Origin of the sequence: Vibrio sp. 947, from assembly GCF_033339115.1 — a bacterium.
Lineage (GTDB): Bacteria > Pseudomonadota > Gammaproteobacteria > Enterobacterales > Vibrionaceae > Vibrio > Vibrio alginolyticus.
Genome location: NZ_JAWOTX010000004.1, coordinates 99,800 through 115,815, shown reverse-complemented (window position 1 = coordinate 115,815; position 16,016 = coordinate 99,800). Strand labels below are relative to the sequence as shown.

The window sequence follows — 16,016 nt, the reverse complement described above, 5'->3', positions numbered from 1 at the left end:
TGAGCTCGCAGTTTTCAGAAGAAAACTGGCGAATGAAGCATACAGTTAGAACGTGCTACAACCTGTATGCTCAAACAGGCAGAAAATATTCTTTCCTGCCTGTATGTAGAGTCTGAGGAAATTACTTAATTAGACCCATTTCTTTGTAGTATTTTTCTGCACCTGGGTGAAGAGGAATAGAAAGACCAGCTTTCACCATGTCTTCTTTCTTCAAGTTTGCGAATGCAGGGTGTAGACGTTTGAAGGTATCAAAGTTTTCAAACACAGCTTTTGCCACGTTGTAAGCGACATCGTCTGAAACATCAGAGGTCGTTACCATTGTTGCTGCAACACCAAAGCTGTTTACGTCTTTGTCTGTACCGCGGTACATACCAGCCGGTACTGAGCTAAAGGCGTAGTATGGGTTGTCGGCAACAATTTTATCGATTTTAGGGCCTGTTGCTGAAACTAGCTTCGCATCACATGATGTGGTTGCTTCTTTGATTGAACCGTTCGGGTGGCCGACCATGTAAATGAAGGCGTCAATTTTGTTATCACAAAGTGCCTGAGAGCGTTCAGAGCCTTTTAGCTCAGACGCCAATTTGAAGCTGTCGTTTGTCCAACCCATCGCTTCCATGACAACGCCCATCGTTGCACGGTCACCAGAGCCTGGGTTACCGATGTTTACTCGCTTACCTTTCAGGTCTTCAACATTTTCAATACCTGAATCTGCACGCGCAATGATGTTGAAAGGTTCTGTATGAAGAGAGAACATTGCGCGTAGCTTCTTGTACGGGCCTTGTTCTTCAAACTTGCTCGTACCGTTGTAGCCGTGGTACTGCCAATCCGATTGCACGATACCAAAATCTAATTCGCCTGCACGGATAGTGTTAACGTTGTAAATTGAGCCACCAGTTGATTCTACTGAACAACGGATGTTGTGGTCTTTACGACCTTTATTTACCAACTTACAGATAGCACCACCAGTTGGGTAGTAAACACCAGTCACAGAGCCAGTACCGATGGTAATAAACTCTTGAGCGTTAACTGCGCCTGCGCCCATTACGGCTGCAGCGATAGCGCCTACTTTGAGAAGTTTGTTAAATGCCATGAATTTCCCTTCCTTATATTCATTATTTACCCGGAAATAACCATAAATCACTTCTGGAGTTTCCTATTTGGAAACGGCACCTTTTTCAATCCAATCGTTTGAAAAAGCGAGCGAATCATAACAAAAATTTGGCAGAAAATTATCCAATTGTTAAATGTTATAGTTGATAAGTCTGAATTTTGTATCAGGGGATAGGATTCAATTTGTGATTTAATTCTTTTTATAACAATTACTTAATTGACGTTTAGTGATTGAAATGAAAAAGATCAATTGCGTGATGTTAATCACAAAATGGGCGGTTAAATAATGAGCGGAGCAAGCAAAAAATTTACATAAATTATGGGCTACAAAATGAGACTTCTTTTATAACCCACAATGAGTTAGCTGATTGAAGCTTTATAGAACTTAACCAGTATATTCGAACAGCTCGCACACTGATTTGAAGAGTTGCTCAGTCGTAATTGCCATGGTTGGCGTAATGAAAATGGTATCGTCACCTGCGACAACGCCAAGAATACCTTCGGATTTACCGAGTGAATCAAGCAAGCGAGCAATCAACTGTGCTGCACCTGGGCCGGTGTGAATTACCACTAACGCTGCATTACGATCGATGTCTAGTACCAGTTCACGCAGAGAGCTGCTGACTGTTGGGACACCTAGCTCAGCAGGAAGACAGTAAACCATTTCCATTTTTGCATTGCGCGTACGGACGGCGCCAAATTTAGTCAGCATACGTGAGACTTTAGATTGGTTGATACTCTCAAACCCTTGCTGTTTGAGTGCGTCAACAATCTCGCCCTGTGAGCCAAAGCTTTCTTCTTTTAACAGGGCTTTAAAGGCGCGAACTAAGTTGTCTTGTTTTTCTGAATTGCGCATAGTCATTACAAATCTCTTATTACGGGTCAGCAATTTTGCATATTCTCGCATATATATTCAGGCGGTGCCAAAGAGTCCCAGGATTATGTTAGATGCGTCACTGTAAACTATATACCACATAGAATTCTTTAGCGCGCTGAAGTAGGGCTGTATCTGTTTTCTTGAATTCCTTGTCATTTCAACAGAATAAAAGAATAATCCAAGCCCCATTTGTAGCACGGTAACAGCGAGTTGCGCGAGGTCGCAAAGCTAGCGTTAATTGATTGTAATCAAGTTGTGATTCCGATAGCTTTATTTAAGTTGGTTACAAACTACCCTACGAATACGTTTATAAGAGAAATACTCTCAAGGAGAACTACATGAAAGTAGCCGTTATTGGTGCCGCTGGTGGCATCGGTCAAGCCCTGGCCCTTCTACTTAAGAACCGTCTTCCTGCTGGTTCTGATCTAGCCCTATATGATATTGCTCCAGTAACTCCTGGTGTGGCCGCTGATCTTAGCCACATCCCTACGCCAGTTTCTATCAAAGGTTACGCTGGTGAAGATCCTACTCCAGCACTAGAAGGCGCGGATGTTGTGCTAATTTCTGCTGGTGTTGCGCGTAAGCCAGGTATGGATCGTGCGGATCTATTTAATGTAAACGCTGGTATCGTTAAATCGCTAGCGGAGAAGATTGCGGTTGTTTGTCCGAAAGCTTGTGTTGGTATCATCACAAACCCTGTAAATACAACAGTGCCAATTGCTGCTGAAGTTCTTAAAAAAGCGGGTGTTTATGATAAGCGTCGTCTATTTGGTGTAACAACGTTGGATGTTATCCGTTCAGAAACGTTTGTTGCTGAGCTAAAAGACAAAGATCCAGGTGACGTTCGCGTGCCAGTTATTGGTGGTCACTCTGGCGTAACGATCTTACCTCTACTGTCTCAAGTAGAAGGTGTTGAGTTTACAGCTGAAGAAGTAGAAGCATTAACGAAACGTATTCAAAATGCAGGTACTGAAGTTGTAGAAGCGAAAGCGGGTGGTGGTAGTGCAACACTATCAATGGGCCAAGCTGCATGTCGCTTTGGTCTGTCTCTGGTTCGTGCTCTTCAAGGTGAAGAAGGCGTAGTTGAGTGCGCTTACGTTGAAGGCGACGGCGAACACGCGACGTACTTCGCGCAACCTGTGAAACTGGGTAAAGAAGGCGTTGAAGAAGTACTAAGCTACGGCAAACTCAGCGATTACGAAAAGTCTGCATTAGACGGTATGCTAGAAACACTAAATGGCGACATCAACATTGGTGTTGAATTCGCAAAGTAATCTAGAAAGCCTATATAAGAAGAAAGCCGATCATTTTGATCGGCTTTTTTGATCCTTGATTTCTCAACTTCGTAAAAATGGTCGAATAAAACCACGTAGTGAAGGAGAAGATGATGGAAGCGAGGCGAATCCGTAAAGGCATGGTTGTTGAGTGCCAACAAGGCGTCGGTACGATATTAGTGGTCGACCATGAAGCAGAGACGGTATTGTTGTCCAAACAAGGGACTGAACAGCAGCTCGCCGTTAGCTTTGATGAAATAGAAGATGATCCACAACTGCATGGCGGTAGTGACAGATATTACTAGCGCCTCGGGCGTCGTCATTAGGTATCAAACGTAAAAAAGGAAGAGCATGCTCTTCCTTTTAGCTATAAGCCTTGCGTTATGGGTAGCTATTGATTACTTCGTGCGTTGTACAGCGACATGAGCCAGAGTAACAAGCGCTTGTTTGTATTCAGACTCTGGCAACACTGATAGTTCTGCGATTGCTTTGTCTGCTTCTTCTAGAGCTTTTTGCGTTGTGTATTCCAGAGAGCCTGCTTCTTTCATGACCGCAAGAATTTCTTCTAAGCGATCCATGCCATTCGCTTTCTCAATCGCTTCACGAATCATGATTGAGTTTTCTGGTGTGGTATTACGCATAGCATGGAGTAGAGGTAAAGTTGGCTTGCCTTCGGCCAAGTCATCACCCACATTTTTACCCATGTCTTCGCCATCAGAAGTGTAATCCATGACGTCATCAATGAGCTGAAACGCAGTGCCTAGATACTTACCGTAATTTTGCATTGCGATTTCAACATGCTCAGGAGCATCATTTAAGATTGCACCGATTTGAGTTGCGGATTCAAATAAGCGCGCAGTCTTAGAGTAGATGACTTGCATGTAGCTTTCTTCTGTCGTGTCAGGGTCGTTACAGTTCATCAACTGCTGTACTTCACCTTCGGCGATCACGTTTACGGCATTGCTCATTAGTTTAAGGATCTTCATGGATCCTAGTTCTGTCATCATCTGAAATGAGCGTGTATAGATAAAGTCCCCAACTAATACGCTAGCCGCATTGCCAAATGCTGCATTCGCAGTGGCTTTACCACGGCGCATGTCTGATTCATCTACCACGTCATCATGCAGCAAAGTCGCTGTATGGATAAACTCAATAAACGCAGCTGCCATTGTATGACCATTGCCTTGGTAACCAAGTGCACGGGCTGACAGTATCGCTAAAAGCGGTCTTAGACGTTTGCCTCCACCACTCACGATATAAAAACCGAGCTGGTTGATTAAAGAGACATCAGAATTAAGTTGGGCTTGAATTGTTTCATTCACTTTTGCCATGTCATCGGCAGTAAGCGCTTGGATAGTTTTAAAATCCATCGTATATCCGGCTGAAGTTAGACCCTGCAAGGCTTATTCGATTTATATAATTGTCGAATAATACACTAAAAAACGTTGATTAATACATTACTAAAGGGCATGATTGCCGCACTTTTCTTTGGCGATTAGCTTTTCGCCAATTTTTTCAAAATATGGCTTGTCATAGGAGCATCTATTCTGTAGAATCTGCGCCCTATTGATGATTAGTTTAGCGCACACCCTCAAGAAAGGCTGTGCGGAAAAAGCGGAGTAAAATATGTACGCTGTTTTCCAATCTGGTGGTAAACAACACCGTGTAAGCGAAGGTCAAACTCTTCGTTTAGAGAAATTAGACGTTGAAACTGGTGCAACTGTAGAATTTGATAAAGTTCTTCTTGTTGCTAACGGCGAAGACATCAAAGTTGGTGCTCCTCTTGTAGAGGGCGGCAAAATTGTTGCTGAAGTTGTACAACACGGTCGTGGCGATAAAGTTAAAATCGTTAAGTTCCGTCGTCGTAAGCACTCTCGTAAGCAACAGGGTCACCGTCAGTGGTTCACTGAAGTGAAGATCACTGGTATCAACGCTTAATCTATTAGGAGAGTTTAACAATGGCACACAAAAAAGCTGGTGGTTCTACTCGTAACGGCCGCGATTCAGAAAGCAAACGTCTAGGTGTTAAGCGTTTCGGTGGTGAATCTGTACTTGCAGGTAACATCATCGTTCGTCAACGTGGTACTAAGTTCCACGCTGGTAACAACGTAGGTATCGGTAAAGACCACACTCTATTCGCTCTTACTGAAGGTAAAGTGAAGTTCGAAGTGAAAGGTCCTAAGAACCGTAAGTTTGTAAGCATCGAAGCTGAGTAATTAGGTTTTTAACCAAATTACTTAATAGCTTTAAGCTGAATTCAAAAGCCCTGCCGAATCGGCGGGGTTTTTTATTTGTGGTAGTCGACATATCGAAGTTTCTCGCTAAGATCCTAAGCGATTTGAATCTGGGAGCTTAGATCTGTCATCTGCTAAAATTGTCGGATGACATAGTAAGATTTAATCCACGCACGAAGTAGTCGGAGTAAAAGATGAAGTTCGTAGATGAAGCGGTAGTAAAAGTTCAGGCTGGTGATGGCGGTAGTGGCGTTGTCAGTTTCTGGCGTGAAAAATTCATCACTAAAGGTGGCCCTGATGGCGGTGATGGCGGTGACGGTGGTGATGTTTATATCCAAGCTGATGAAAACCTAAATACCCTGATTGATTACCGTTTCCAGCGCTTCTACGAAGCTGAGCGTGGTGAAAACGGTCGCGGTGGTAACTGTACAGGTAAGCGTGGTAAAGACATCGTTCTTCGTGTACCTGTGGGTACGCGCGCTGTGGATATCCACACAAATGAAATCGTGGCGGAAGTTGCTGAACACGGTAAGAAAGTGATGATCGCAAAAGGCGGTTGGCACGGTCTAGGTAACACGCGTTTCAAATCTTCAGTAAACCGCGCGCCTCGTCAGAGAACATTGGGTACAAAAGGTGAAGTACGCGAAATTCGCCTTGAGCTATTGCTTCTTGCTGATGTGGGTATGCTTGGTCTACCTAATGCTGGTAAATCAACCTTTATCCGCGCAGTATCAGCAGCAAAACCGAAAGTCGCTGATTACCCATTCACGACTTTGATCCCAAGCTTGGGTGTCGTAAGTGTCGTACCAGAGAAAAGTTTTGTTGTTGCAGACATCCCTGGTTTGATCGAGGGTGCAGCAGATGGCGCTGGCCTTGGTATTCGATTCTTGAAGCACTTAGAGCGTTGTCGAGTGTTGCTGCACATGATCGATATTATGCCAATTGATCAGTCCGATCCGGTGCAAAATGCATTGACGATCATTGATGAACTAGAACAATACAGCGAAAAACTGGCAAGTAAGCCGCGCTGGTTAGTGTTCAACAAAGTTGATCTAATGCCTGAAGAAGAAGCGAATGAGAAGATCCAAGAAATCTTAGACGCACTAGGTTGGGAAGACGAGTACTTTAAGATCTCGGCGATCAATCGTAACGGTACTAAAGAGCTTTGTTACAAACTGGCTGACTTTATGGATAACCTACCTCGCGAAGAGGAAGAAGTGGCTGAAGAAGATAAAGTTAACTTCATGTGGGATGATTACCATAAAGATGCGATGGCGGGTAAAGACGTTATCACTGAAGATGACGACGACGATTGGGATGACTGGGACGATGAAGAAGATGACGGTCACGTTGTCTACGTTCGTGACTAATCAGAACGGTCAAACAATGCCTGTTTGCCTATAATTCATTAAGCCGCAATTATTTATTGCGGCTTTTTTTGTATCTAAATCATATTTAGGTGATGTGATTTACGGCACAATAACCGATACGTCGTGTTTTTTGAGGGTTAGTTTGGCCCTCGCGCGTATGAATGAGTAACACCCTAAAAGGAATTAGACTTATTTATGACTCTAGAAACCATACCGCCTAGAGAGTTGGCGGTATCTACTCAACGATCGATTTCTCGTCTTGTCGCCCAAGCCGGACAAATGCTACTTGCTCATGGTGCTGAAAGTACTCTTGTGAGCGATATTATGCGTCGTATTGGCCTAGCTTGTGGGGTGAATGAAGTTGCGGTAGCACTATCAGCTAATGCATTGGTTGTGACGACGGTAATGGATGGGCATTGCATCACCACCACCCGAAGCTGCGCTGATCGTGGCATCAATATGCGCGTTATTACGCAAATTCAACGAATCTGTATCATGATGGAGCGTGGTTTGCTCGATGCAACCATGGCGCAGAAAAAGCTGAACGCTATCAGTCCAGAGCGTTATAACCGCTGGTTGGTGGTGTTTATGATTGGCTTGTCTTGTGCGGCATTCAGTCATCTAGCTGGTGGTGATTGGGGAGTATTCATTATGACCTTTTTAGCTTCAGCTGGTGGCATGATCGTTCGCCAAGAAATTGGTCATCGTCATTTCAACCCTCTATTGAACTTTGCTGCGACCGCTTTTGTGACCACCTTAATTTCAGCACAGGCGGAAATTTACCAAATCGGTAATCTACCTACCGTAGCAATGGCATCGTCAGTATTAATGCTTGTACCTGGTTTCCCACTCATTAACTCTGTCGCAGATATGTTGAAAGGCCACATTAATATGGGGATTGCTCGATTTGTGATGGCTAGTTTACTAACGTTGGCGACATGTTTGGGGATCGTTGCTGCGATGAGTGTAACTGGAATTTGGGGGTGGGCAATCTAATGAGTTTATTTGAATTGATGTTTGGCCTTTTGAATGACATGTTTTTTGCGGCGATTCCCGCTGTAGGATTTGCATTGGTTTTTAACGTACCACAAAGAGCTTTAGTGTATTGCGCTGTTGGTGGCGCGATTGGTCATGGTAGCCGCTACTTGATGATGCAGTTTGGCATTCCTATTGAGTGGGCAACCTTTTTTGCTGCGACGTTAGTTGGGATGATTGGTGTGTACTGGTCTCACCGTTTTCTCGCGCATCCAAAAGTGTTTACTGTGGCTGCTTTGATCCCGATGGTGCCGGGTGTGTTTGCGTACAAAGCAATGATCGCTATGGTAGAAATCAATCATGTTGGCTACTCACCCGAGCTTGTCGCAACCTGTATGGAAAACTTTCTTAAGGCCATGTTTATTATTGCAGGTTTAGCTGTTGGTCTTGCGGTTCCAGGGCTGTTATTCTATCGCCGCAGACCAATTGTATAAGGACCTAACATGATCATTAGTATGATTGCCGCTATGGCCGACAATCGCATCATTGGCAAAGACAATCAAATGCCTTGGCATCTTCCCGCCGATTTCGCTTGGTTTAAGCGTTGTACCATGGGAAAACCGGTTGTGATGGGACGCAAAACCTATGAGTCTATTGGTCGCCCTTTACCAGGTCGCTTGAATATTGTTATTAGCCGTGATGAGACACTAAAGATCGAAGGCGTCACTACCGTAACATCGATTGAGCAGGCTCTGGAAGTCGCAGGTGATGTGGAAGAAGTGATGATCATTGGTGGTGGTGCGATTTACACCACTTGTCTGCCTATGGCCAATAAACTGTATGTAACACACATTGAAGCGGCCATTGATGGTGATACTCAGTTCCCAGATTGGGGAGACGAGTTTAAGGAAACTTACTCAGAAATGTATCAAGCCGATGAGAAGAACGCCTACAACATGCGCTTTACTGTGTTAGAAAAGTAATTCGAGATTAACACCGCGTAGTTAATACGGTAATGCCGTTCGTATAACAGCGAGCGGCCATCCCAACCTACCGTCATCCTGAAAAGCGACGAAAGAGCGAGATTCAGGAGCCTCTATACGAGTACTTTGTTGTCAAAGGTATTTCTATCTATTCGCAGCGCGAGGATATTAGATTCCTAGTCTCGTTAAGGCTCGTTGACCCTACAGGAGGTGTTAAGTGACAGGTATTCCTCCTACTATGGATTATCGACTGTTATTCAGTGTTTAACTTAACGCATCCTGAGTAAAAATTTTCTTATCTTCCCAACGGATCATGGTCAGTCTTCCGCCCCAAACGCAGCCAGTATCTAGCCCGATGACTTCGTTGTTCATATAGCCTTGTAGTGCAGCCCAGTGCCCAAAGAGCACCGCTTTGTTTAAGTGGATACGTTTAGGCACATCAAACCATGGAATAAGTTCGTTACCGGAAACTTGTTGCGGTGGCAATTTACAATCCATATCCAAACGACCATCAGGGAAACAAAAGCGCATCCGCGTAAAAGCATTGATAATATAACGGTATCGGTCCAAACCCTGTAGAGAGTCATCCCAGGAATCAGGTTGATTGCTGTACATGTTTTTTAATAGCCAAGGCAGCTCTTCACTTTGGATGATGCGCTCAACTTCACGGGCACACTTTCTCGCTGTTTTTAGATTCCACTGCGGTGATATGCCAGCGTGACACATCACGAACTCGTCATGCTCGGCCATTAGAGGTTGCTGAGCTAGCCATGTCAGTAGTTCCTCTTTGTCAGGGGCCGTGAAAATAGGTGCGGTTCTATCTTTGTCTTTGACCTTTTTTATCCCGTGAGCCACTGCAAGAAGGTGAAGGTCGTGATTACCAAGCACGACGATTGCGCTTGCGCCAAGTGACTTCACAAAGCGTAACGCTTCTAGTGATTTAGGCCCTCTGGCGACCAAATCACCAGCAAGCCAAAGTTGGTCTTTTTTCGCAGAGAAAGATACTTTTTCTAGTAGTCGCTGCAATTCATCAAAACAGCCTTGGATGTCACCAACAATATAGGTAGCCACTGAATCTCCAATTTACTAATTTAAAACATTTGGAACAGCCAAGCGAAATGGTTCGATTTCGGTGATGAACTCTTGCCCTTTCTCATCCAGCATTTTGTAGTGTCCTTGCATAACGCCGACAGGGGTTTCTAACGCGGTTCCGCTACTGTACGTGTATTCATCATTGCTTGGAATAAAGGGCTGCTGGCCTACCACTCCGTCACCTTCAACCGTCATTTGCTTGCCGTTCGAGTCTGTGATTAGCCAGCGGCGGCTCACTAACTGTACGGTTTGTTGGCTAAGGTTTTTGATGGTGATGATATAAGCGAAAACGTAGCGTTGTAGCTCTGGGTTGGACTGTTCTTCGATGTATTTGGTGTGAACTTGAATTTTGATGCAAGGTTGAATGACGTCCATGTGCACTCCTCAGAAACGTAATATCCCAATAATAATAAGCCAAACCTACAAGGGTTTGGCTTATTGTTTGAGTTCTTAGTGCTGCGGGTTATCCGCAAGCCAGTTCGCCATTGCGACGAATTGTTCTAGCGTCAGGTTCTCTGGACGCATGCTTGGATTAACACCTAGCTCTTCTAGTACTTCTGTGCTTAACAACGATTTGTAGCAGTTACGAACTGTTTTACGACGTTGGTTAAAGCCTTCACGACAAACGCGATCGAGCAAACGCAGATCTTTCGCCGGGCATGGCAGCTCTTCGTAAGGCACTAAACGAACAACGGCAGAATCCACTTTCGGTGGTGGAACGAATGCCGTTGGCGGTACTTCCAGTACCGGTACCACTTTACAGTAGTACTGAGCCATTACCGTTAAACGGCCGTAAGCTTTGCTGCCAGGGCCGGCGGCTAAGCGGTTTACCACTTCTTTTTGCAGCATAAAGTGCATGTCTTGAATGTCTTTATGGAACTCAAAAAGGTGGAACATCAATGGTGTAGAGATGTTGTATGGTAAGTTACCAAAAATGCGCAGCTTGTTGTTTGGCTTCACTAGTTGAGTGAAGTCAAAACGCATAGCGTCACCCTCATGGATGGTCAACTTATCTGCCAGTTCAGGGTGAGTACGTAGGCGTTCCGCCAGATCGCGGTCTAATTCGATAACTGTGAACTTATCCACTTCACGACCTACTGGCTCAGTGATTGCACCAAGACCAGGACCGATTTCAACCAGGTTTTGACCTGGTTTTGGGTTAATCGCTGATACGATTCCATCAATAATGTATGGATCGTTCAGGAAGTTTTGACCAAAACGTTTACGCGCTTTGTGCCCTAAATGGACATCATTTCTCATTGTTTCTTCTCTACCAAATCTATCGCATGCGTGAGCGCTGTTCGGAAACTCCCTGTATCCGCTTGACCTGTCCCTGCCAGATCTAATGCAGTACCGTGGTCCACCGATGTTCTAATAAAAGGTAGACCAAGAGTAATATTTACTGAACGACCAAAGCCTTTGTATTTTAATACTGGCAATACTTGATCATGGTACATGCCTAAAACAGCATCATTTAAATATTTTTCATTGAAAATGGTATCAGCCGGCAGAGGGCCGATCAGGTTGATACCTTTTTCTTGTCGAATTTTTTCCAGTGTCGGAGTGATGGTCTCGATCTCTTCACGACCTAAGCAGCCATCTTCGCCAGCATGAGGGTTAAGCCCGCAAACGTAGATGTTTGGTTGTGCGATAGCAAACTTTTCTACAAGGTCTTTATGAAGAATATCGATGATTTTTTCTAATCGCTCTTCGGTGACAGCTTTGGACACATAAGCTAAAGGAATATGTGTTGTAACCAGCGCCACGCGTAGTCCTTCCGTTGCTAGCATCATTACGACTAGCGGCGTTTGTGACTTCTCGGCGAAAAATTCAGTATGACCACTGAATGCAACACCTGCGCGATTAATCACCCCCTTATGAACAGGGCCGGTGACAATAGCATCAAATTCATCATTCATACAGCCTAAAGCTGCTCTTTCTAGCGTTTTTAGTACATAGTGGCCATTCGCTTCATTGAGCTCGCCTGCGACCGCAGGTTCCGATATTTGGATATGGTCAACGATAAGCGTGCCCGCTTTTTGTGCTTTAGGTGCTTCTTCTGGATTGTAATCAGACAGTTGGACTTCGATGCCAAGCTGCTTGGCTCGCTCCGTCAGCATATTCTTATCGGCACAGACGACAATTTGGTGCGCCCAATCTTCTTTCGATAGGGCAAGCACTAAGTCTGGGCCGATACCCGCAGGTTCCCCTGCGGTTACGACAATTCTACGAATTGTATTAGTTGTCATTGTTGTCATCCACGATTTCAACAAACGCACTTGCGCGTAGCTCTTGCATCCATGCGCCCGCTTCTTCATTAAATTTACGGTTAAATAGAATACGGTAAGCTTTGTTCTTCATCGCTGAGTCAGTACGGTCCACTTGGCGACGATCCAACACTTCAACGATATGCCAGCCGTGAACGGTTTTGAACGGTTCGCTGATTGAGCCAACTGGCAGAGTTTCTACTTGGTGCTTGAATTCTGGCACGTAAAGATCTGGTGTTTGATAACCTAGTTCACCGTCTTGTGCTGCCGAGCCAGGATCTTGACTGTATTGTGTTGCCAATTGAGCGAACGTTGCTTCACCGGCTTTGATGCGGCGTACAAATTCATTCAGTTGCTTCTTCGCCCCTTCGTCGCTCAGAATCACTGTTGGTTTAATCAAAATATGACGCGCATTTACTTCCGTTACCGCAACCGTTTCTAGGCCTTTTACATCCTCTATTTTTAGGATGTGGAAACCAACGCCACTACGGAATGGACCAATAATGCTGCCTTTGTTTTGCATCTTGATCTGATCAGCAAAGATGGTTGGCATCTCTTCTTTACGCATCCATCCCCAATCACCACCCTGTAAAGCTTTAGGACCTTTTGAGTAGGTGTAGGCCATCTCCGTAAAGTCTGCACCTTCGTTTAGCTTTTTCGCGAGCGCTTTAGCTTCTGCTTCTACAGCTGACTTTTCTTTATCGTCAGAGAAGCGCAGTTGAATGTGTCCAATTTTGTATTGAACAGTCGCATTGGTTTCTTGTGATAGTTGCTCAGCAAGGCTATCGACCTCTGCTGGAAGGATATTAATACGGCGACGAACCAGTGCATTGCGAGCTTCTGATGCGGCGATTTCCTTACGAATTTGTTCGCGGAATTCTGGGTAACTTAAACCTTCACTTTCTACAGAAGCAGCGAGTTGTTCTACCGATTGCTCATTATTACGTGCGATCTCTGCAATCGCTTGGTTTAAACGGTTGTCGTCAATACGCACACCAATACGGTCTGCTTCTTGGCCTTGCAACGTATCAATGATAAGTTTTTCAACGACTTGTTCTTTTAACACGCTGGTAGAAGGTAAGCTCTTTCCACTTTGACGAGCGTTGGCTTGCAGCGTTTTCATCGCTGTTTCGATGTCGCTTTGTAGAACTACACCGTCATTCACGATGACCGCAACCTTATCGATCTCTACTGGTGCTGCAACCGCTCCGCAAGAGAGTAGGGTCGTGAATAAGATTGATTTCCAAATTTTCATTTAAAATTCCGTCAGTATTTTTGAATAGGCGTCTTATTCATTTAAGACGCCTATTTTGATTAATTGTTCAGATAGAATGGGCGGCCGTACTTAATCGCGTTGTCAGAACCATCCAGTTCTTTGACAGCAGTGTCTTCACGCTGGTTAGTCGCAAAGCCTTGAATACCGAAGTTAACGCTGAAGTTATTTTCGTATTCAGGTGATGCCCCGGTGCTGCCGATAGCTTGGTCTTCCCAACCAAGCAATTGGTTTGAGTAAGTGACGCCAATGTACCAACAGTCAGATTGGTAACGTAGGCTCGCTAACCATTCTAGGTCCGCATTTTCATTGAGGTCGTAGTAGTATTGACCACTCGCAGACCAGTTCGGGTTGAACTCGTAGGCCGCTACAATACCTGCTTGAGAAATACCTTTACGAGTAATTGTGTCTAGGTTTTCGAGAATGATCGTATCTTCGATGTATTCACGCGTAACGTAGCGATAGTTACCCTGAATAAAGCCGCCGTTGAATTGGTATTCCAAGGTACTGTTTGCCAACTGCATGGAGCTCAAATCAATATCGTATTGAATTCCACCGTGATAGAACAAGTAATCGTTGTAGTTGAAATCAGCTTCAATCGCCCATGATGAGTAATTGGTTGTCTCATCCGGAAGATTTGGGCTGTTGCTCAGTTTGGTCTTTTTATCGAAGTAGTAAATCTGACCAAATGAAACGTTAAGACGCTCTTTATAGTCATCATCAAAGAAGCGAGTACTCGCACCGTAGCTTAACTGGTTCGCCGAGGCGATTTTATCAATGCCACTGTACTTACGACTGCGGAATAGCCCGTAGTAGTCGGTTTGTAGCAAGGTGGTATCGTAGTTGTAGATGTTGGTTTGATCTTCTTCAGGTACGTACAAGTACTGCAGCTGAGGCTCCAGTGTTTGGGTGTAGCCCTTGATCCAGCTTGTATCTCGCTCTAAGTAAAGTTGCGCATGCGTACGGAACTCAGGAATAACACGAGAAACTTCATCATCCAACTGGTTTTGCAAGTTTACATCAGTCAAACCCGTTAAGTCTTGAGAGTAATACGTAGAGAGCACACGCGCTTCTGTTGTCCACGTTGCCCATGAGTTTGAGAGTGGTAATGTAAGCCCTGGTTCAATGTGAACACGGGTCGCATTTGGTCGCGCAGCATCGCTGGTATCGAAGCGGCTCACTTGGCTCTTCACGTCAAAGTTAAGGTAGTCTCCCCACAACGGCGTGTAGTAGTTCAAGTCTAACTGAGGAAGCAGGCGATAAGGGCGGTTCTCTTCTTTCAATAAGATTTGGAAGTCACGAACGGTTAACGAGGCATCCCAGAAGTCAGAACGATATTGTACTTGTCCTTCTTGAACCAGTTGACCATCTTCACGGTTACCAATGTCGGAGTCGAGATCGAGGAAGTAATCAATATCACTCACTTTTGAGTAATCGACTTTGACTATCCACTGTTTATTGATGATACCGTCGTGTTTAACTTGGTAGCCCCAACGAGACTCGTCCTGATATTTGCGATCACTATTGAGGTATTCGCCTTTGATTTCTCCACTTCCCCAACCATCTGTTAGGTAGCGGAAATCAGTATCGAGTTTTGTACCACGTTGCTGCATATAGAGCGTGGTGAGTGTCATGTCATATTGAGGCGCGATGTTCCAATAGAATGGCACCTCGACTTCCATACCATCACTAGAACCGTACGATAAAGAAGGGAAGAGGAAACCCGTTTTACGCGTATCTCCAATTGGCATGGTTAGATACGGCACATAGAAAACAGGCACATCTAACACTTCAAATCGAGGGTGGTGCAGCGTCGCTGTCTCTTCATCTTGGTCAACATCGATGCCTGACGCAACCAATCGCCATGAATTATCGCCTTGAGGGCACGATGTGATAGAGCCGTCTTCGAGTTCATAAACCGACTGACCTGTGCGGGCGATATAGGCTGCAGTGCCTCGGCCTTGTTGGCAAAGGAACTGATAATCGGTGTTCTCAAGTGAAAACGTATCTTGATTAATGTCGTTAGTAACACGATCAGATCGAGCTTTGACTTGGCCGTCATTGAAAGTCACGTTGCCTTCGGCAACCACGACGTTGTCTTGTTGGTGCAGCGTTACGCTATCTGCGGTAATTTTCTTCTGGCCTTGGGTGACTTGTACATTACCTGAGTACTGAGCTTTGTCACCATTGATGGCTTGCAGGGTGTCAGCTTCTACCACTACTGGGGTATTAAGAGCGTCCTCCTCGCCACTTGTATCGACCAAACATTGATCTGTGGCGGGCATTTCCTGCACACTATCATGGATATTCGCTTCAGCTTGAGTGGTGGGTACAAACAAGGCGGTGCTGATAGAGGCCGCTAAAAATGTGCGGGAGAAATGTTGCATTGAATTGAACTTTCCTGTGTCACTACTACTCGATGGCTATAGGGCTTGTTGTACCCTAGCGTAATAGCCAAATGAATCAACTATAGTCGCATTTATCCCAGCGTATTGATTCACTGTGGCATAATGACGACAAAATAGCTGCAAAGATAAGCAGGCGAAATGGCCTAGCCGAAA

The 16,016-nt window shown here is 44.9% G+C and carries 17 protein-coding genes; 8 read left to right on the top strand and 9 right to left on the bottom strand.

The genetic code is table 11. The annotated features are described in order from the left end of the window. Nucleotides 1-121 precede the first annotated feature (121 nt). Entirely contained in the window at nt 122-1,090 is a 969-nt protein-coding gene (locus tag R7Q39_RS06545; protein ID WP_005379657.1) for a TAXI family TRAP transporter solute-binding subunit, read from the bottom strand. Between the two features lie 405 nt (nt 1,091-1,495). After that, complete coding sequence (argR, locus tag R7Q39_RS06540; RefSeq protein WP_005379659.1) at nt 1,496-1,966, bottom strand: transcriptional regulator ArgR; 471 nt, start codon at nt 1,964-1,966, stop codon at nt 1,496-1,498. A gap of 359 nt (nt 1,967-2,325) precedes the next feature. Here argR and mdh point away from each other — a divergent pair, with 359 nt between their 5' ends. Together mdh and R7Q39_RS06530 are read left to right on the top strand one after the other, a co-directional pair. After that, the gene (mdh, locus tag R7Q39_RS06535) at nt 2,326-3,261 is read left to right on the top strand and encodes a malate dehydrogenase (protein ID WP_005379660.1); all 936 of its coding nucleotides are present in this window, start codon (nt 2,326-2,328) and stop codon (nt 3,259-3,261) included. 113 nt (nt 3,262-3,374) lie between these two features. Next, entirely contained in the window at nt 3,375-3,566 is a 192-nt protein-coding gene (locus R7Q39_RS06530; protein WP_213883837.1) for a hypothetical protein, read from the top strand. Nucleotides 3,567-3,659: 93 nt separating this feature from the next. Here R7Q39_RS06530 and ispB read toward each other — a convergent pair whose 3' ends face one another. After that, nucleotides 3,660-4,631: an octaprenyl diphosphate synthase gene (ispB, locus tag R7Q39_RS06525; RefSeq protein WP_025768368.1), complete on the bottom strand. Its 972-nt coding sequence runs from the start codon at nt 4,629-4,631 to the stop codon at nt 3,660-3,662. A 256-nt stretch (nt 4,632-4,887) separates the two neighbouring features. Between ispB and rplU the strand changes: the two genes are divergently transcribed. The 6 genes from rplU to folA all read left to right on the top strand — a co-directional run bounded on the left by rplU (nt 4,888) and on the right by folA (nt 8,823). Beyond that, nucleotides 4,888-5,199 (top strand): 50S ribosomal protein L21, encoded by a 312-nt coding sequence (gene rplU / locus R7Q39_RS06520; RefSeq protein WP_005383096.1) that lies wholly within the window; start codon nt 4,888-4,890, stop codon nt 5,197-5,199. 20 nt (nt 5,200-5,219) lie between these two features. Continuing rightward, the gene (gene rpmA / locus R7Q39_RS06515; protein ID WP_005383095.1) at nt 5,220-5,477 is read left to right on the top strand and encodes a 50S ribosomal protein L27; all 258 of its coding nucleotides are present in this window, start codon (nt 5,220-5,222) and stop codon (nt 5,475-5,477) included. A 212-nt stretch (nt 5,478-5,689) separates the two neighbouring features. Further along, a complete protein-coding gene (gene cgtA, locus R7Q39_RS06510; protein WP_005383091.1) occupies nt 5,690-6,865 on the top strand; it encodes an Obg family GTPase CgtA in 1,176 nt (391 codons plus the stop codon). Between the two features lie 195 nt (nt 6,866-7,060). Further along, on the top strand, nt 7,061-7,861 hold the full coding sequence (locus R7Q39_RS06505) for a threonine/serine exporter family protein (protein WP_005383089.1): 801 nt from the start codon (nt 7,061-7,063) through the stop codon (nt 7,859-7,861). Then, nucleotides 7,861-8,334, top strand: a complete 474-nt coding sequence (locus tag R7Q39_RS06500) for a threonine/serine exporter family protein (protein WP_053306852.1) — start codon at nt 7,861-7,863, stop codon at nt 8,332-8,334. The genes R7Q39_RS06505 and R7Q39_RS06500 overlap by 1 nt, the downstream gene beginning before the upstream one ends. A 9-nt stretch (nt 8,335-8,343) precedes the next feature. Then, nucleotides 8,344-8,823 carry a type 3 dihydrofolate reductase gene (gene folA / locus R7Q39_RS06495; protein ID WP_005379666.1) on the top strand — a complete coding sequence of 160 codons (480 nt, stop codon included), beginning with the start codon at nt 8,344-8,346 and terminating at the stop codon, nt 8,821-8,823. 264 nt (nt 8,824-9,087) lie between these two features. Here the strand turns inward: folA and apaH are convergent, their stop codons facing one another. From apaH to lptD, 6 genes are all read right to left on the bottom strand, one after another. Beyond that, a complete protein-coding gene (gene apaH / locus R7Q39_RS06490; RefSeq protein ID WP_054574252.1) occupies nt 9,088-9,894 on the bottom strand; it encodes a bis(5'-nucleosyl)-tetraphosphatase (symmetrical) ApaH in 807 nt (268 codons plus the stop codon). Nucleotides 9,895-9,909: 15 nt separating this feature from the next. Further along, nucleotides 9,910-10,290, bottom strand: coding sequence for a Co2+/Mg2+ efflux protein ApaG (apaG, locus tag R7Q39_RS06485; protein WP_005379668.1), 381 nt, complete (start codon nt 10,288-10,290; stop codon nt 9,910-9,912). A 75-nt stretch (nt 10,291-10,365) separates the two neighbouring features. Continuing rightward, nucleotides 10,366-11,175 (bottom strand): 16S rRNA (adenine(1518)-N(6)/adenine(1519)-N(6))-dimethyltransferase RsmA, encoded by an 810-nt coding sequence (rsmA, locus tag R7Q39_RS06480; protein ID WP_005379669.1) that lies wholly within the window; start codon nt 11,173-11,175, stop codon nt 10,366-10,368. Then, a complete protein-coding gene (gene pdxA, locus R7Q39_RS06475) occupies nt 11,172-12,164 on the bottom strand; it encodes a 4-hydroxythreonine-4-phosphate dehydrogenase PdxA (RefSeq protein WP_213987773.1) in 993 nt (330 codons plus the stop codon). Before pdxA ends, rsmA begins: the two co-directional genes overlap by 4 nt. After that, on the bottom strand, nt 12,154-13,437 hold the full coding sequence (gene surA, locus R7Q39_RS06470) for a peptidylprolyl isomerase SurA (protein WP_005379672.1): 1,284 nt from the start codon (nt 13,435-13,437) through the stop codon (nt 12,154-12,156). The genes pdxA and surA overlap by 11 nt, the downstream gene beginning before the upstream one ends. A 59-nt stretch (nt 13,438-13,496) precedes the next feature. After that, nucleotides 13,497-15,842, bottom strand: coding sequence for an LPS assembly protein LptD (gene lptD / locus R7Q39_RS06465; protein WP_213904793.1), 2,346 nt, complete (start codon nt 15,840-15,842; stop codon nt 13,497-13,499). Between the last annotated feature and the right edge of the window lie 174 nt (nt 15,843-16,016).